Origin of the sequence: Ferrigenium sp. UT5, from assembly GCF_045866295.1 — a bacterium.
GTDB lineage: Bacteria > Pseudomonadota > Gammaproteobacteria > Burkholderiales > Gallionellaceae > Sideroxyarcus.
This window is the reverse complement of sequence record NZ_BAAFRY010000047.1, coordinates 1-2854: the sequence shown is the minus strand read 5'-3', so window position 1 is coordinate 2854 and position 2854 is coordinate 1. Positions and strand designations below refer to the sequence as shown.

At 58.0% G+C, this 2854-nt stretch carries 4 protein-coding genes; 2 read left to right on the top strand and 2 right to left on the bottom strand.

The features are described from left to right. Positions 1-200 precede the first annotated feature (200 nt). Both trxB and ACKTSJ_RS10985 read left to right on the top strand, forming a co-directional pair. A complete protein-coding gene (gene trxB, locus ACKTSJ_RS10990; RefSeq protein ID WP_407900192.1) occupies positions 201-1157 on the top strand; it encodes a thioredoxin-disulfide reductase in 957 nt (318 codons plus the stop codon). A 147-nt stretch (positions 1158-1304) separates the two neighbouring features. Beyond that, positions 1305-1802, top strand: coding sequence for a Smr/MutS family protein (locus ACKTSJ_RS10985; RefSeq protein ID WP_407900190.1), 498 nt, complete (start codon positions 1305-1307; stop codon positions 1800-1802). 47 nt (positions 1803-1849) lie between these two features. Here ACKTSJ_RS10985 and ACKTSJ_RS10980 read toward each other — a convergent pair whose 3' ends face one another. Both ACKTSJ_RS10980 and ACKTSJ_RS10975 read right to left on the bottom strand, forming a co-directional pair. Beyond that, a complete protein-coding gene (locus ACKTSJ_RS10980; protein ID WP_407900188.1) occupies positions 1850-2263 on the bottom strand; it encodes a hypothetical protein in 414 nt (137 codons plus the stop codon). Positions 2264-2323: 60 nt separating this feature from the next. Beyond that, positions 2324-2623: a hypothetical protein gene (locus tag ACKTSJ_RS10975; protein ID WP_407900186.1), complete on the bottom strand. Its 300-nt coding sequence runs from the start codon at positions 2621-2623 to the stop codon at positions 2324-2326. Positions 2624-2854: the final 231 nt, after the last annotated feature.

Sequence of the window (2854 nt, the reverse complement as noted above, 5' to 3'; positions counted from 1 at the left end):
AAAAATGGAAAAACTGAGCTACACTGACCAACGCCGCCTCCCCGGAGGTGGCTAAAGTGCCTGGGTAAAATTCAACGCGCAGAACTGGGTAGTTTTAAACGCGCGCCAACAGCTAACACGCACACGTGTTTTACTCGACAGCCCTTCCGCCCACTGTTAAATTTCGGTCTGTTCAATCCTCGTAAAGCCCTGCAAATATCATGGAAAAGCCCGCACAACACCACCGTCTCCTCATCCTCGGTTCCGGTCCTGCCGGCTACACCGCCGCCGTGTATGCCGCACGCGCAAACCTGAAACCGGTGCTCATCACCGGCATGGCACAAGGCGGACAACTCATGACCACCACCGAAGTCGATAACTGGCCTGCCGATGTGAACGGCGTGCAGGGGCCGGAACTGATGCAACGTTTCCAGCAGCACGCCGAACGGTTCAACACCGAAATCGTGTTCGACCACATCCACACCGCCAAACTGCAACAGAAACCGTTCACCCTGATCGGCGATGCAGGAACCTACACCTGCGATGCGCTCATCATCTGCACGGGTGCCTCCGCGCAATATCTCGGCCTGCCGTCGGAAGAAGCGTTCATGGGCAAGGGCGTGTCCGGCTGCGCCACCTGCGACGGGTTCTTCTACCGCAACAAGCCGGTGGCCGTGGTCGGCGGCGGCAATACGGCCGTGGAGGAGGCGCTCTACCTGGCCAACATTGCCAGCCACGTCACGCTGATTCACCGCCGCGACAGTTTCCGCGCCGAACGCATCATGGTCGATCACCTGATGGAAAAAGTGAAGGAAGGCAAGATCACCCTGCAACTGCATCAGGTGCTGGACGAAGTCCTGGGCGACGACAGCGGCGTCACTGGCGCACGCCTGAAGAACGTGCAAAACGGCGGCACACAGGAAATCAAGGTGGACGGCGTGTTCATCGCCATCGGCCACAAACCCAACACCGACATCTTCGCCGGACAACTGGAGATGGAGAACGGTTACCTGGTGACCCAAGGCGGTCGCAACGGCAATGCAACGCAAACCAGCATCCCCGGTGTATTCGCCGCCGGCGATGTGCAGGACCACATCTATCGCCAGGCCTGCACCAGCGCCGCGACCGGCTGCATGGCCGCACTGGATGCGGATAAATACCTCGCCGCGCTGGGATAAGTCGTGAAAAGTAGGCCGGGGCAAGATGATGGACATGGCAGAAACGCCGTTCCTGATAATGAAATCCGCCCTACCCGCCCCCACCCCACCCCTCCCCCGGAGGGAGATGGGGCAAACGAATCGCTGGGCGAGTTTCAAACCAACGACTTGTTCCGGCAAGCCCTGGAAGACGTGGTGCCGCTCAAGCCGGATGGCCGCGTTCTCCCCACTCCCAAACCCATCAGAACAAAAGACACCCCGCTAAATTCGCCATCCATCGCTGACGACCTATCCGACTACGGTGCGGGCGACACCGCCGCCACCGAATACCTGAGCAACGGTCTCAACCGCATGACCCTGCGCAAACTAAGGCACGGCACATGGCCGCCGCAGGACAGCCTGGATTTGCACGGCCTCAACAGCGATCAGTCCAGAAAGCTGTTGGCGGAATTCCTGCATCAGGCAACACAACGCGGACTCCGCTGCGTCAGCGTGATCCACGGCAAAGGCTGGCGCAGCGAAGGCCGCGACGGGATATTGAAGGTGCACACCCGCCACTGGCTGACGCAACATGCTGCGGTGCTGGCGTTTTGTGAAGCGCCGCCGAATGCGGGGGGCGGCGGTGCGGTATGGGTGTTGCTGAAATCGAAAGTATTCCCGGGTTGACCACCGGAAATTCTGCCTTGCCGGATTCAATCCGGTTTGAGCAGCGCTTATTTTCCGATCGCTTTGCGTCCGCGTTGCAGAAAGGTATCAGCCATTTCCTCGCTGATCGTCAATTTGATCAGCTTCTTGCAGCCGGTCAACACCTGCTCCAGCGCTTCCGGCGTATCTTCCGATTCTTCCACTTTTCTGATGATGCGTTGGGCGTGCTCGCCCAACAATTCGTGGGCGATTGCGGCCAGCCGACTCTTCAGTGAAGGACCCGAATCTGCGGGCTGGACGATGGAACCGTCTGCCAAGGCTTGGTCGTCGATGTAGCCCAGCGCCAGCAACTCCTCCAGCGTCGCCACAACATCGCTGACCCAAAACACGGTCGCCCCCAGTTCGGCCAGCGTTGCCTTGCCATTGACGACCAGCAAGGCACGGCGCTGATTGGCCGAAAGTTCACGGCCGTGGCTCAGCAAGATTTCCTCCCCCTTCCGGGTGCGGTACAAAACCAGGTTTTGCTGCATGGCCATCCCGGATTATTCGGTTAGTTCACGAATGATGTTAAAGATAAGCCGGACAGTGACCACCACATAAACCGCACCAAATACAAAGATGGATGACACGACCAGACGCTGAATGTCAGCGGGCAGCAGGTCAAAGAATGGGGTGGCGAGATAGCCAACGCTGAACAGCATCACCAATGCGGTCAGAAAATTCCAGCGCTTGCCCACCACTCCGCCGGGTATGCTGGATTTGAGGGACAACACCAGATACAGGCAATAAAACATGATCAAAATGGCGATGACGTTCAAGACGGTGGTGACATTCAAATTCATTTGCATCTCCCTGTGTGGTTCCGAAAAAAATCCAGCGGGAAAACCGATCGCATCAACAACGCAACACCGCCTCACCGGCAACAGAAACCCTCAAGTTGCCCGGACAGCCAGTGCTACTGATTAACCCATGAAGGGAAATCCCCCGGCTATGCCGGGGTGGCAGTAAAAGTTTGACATATACGGGAGTCCATCAGCGAAACTCCAGACGTGAGCCGCCAAGCACACGCAGAA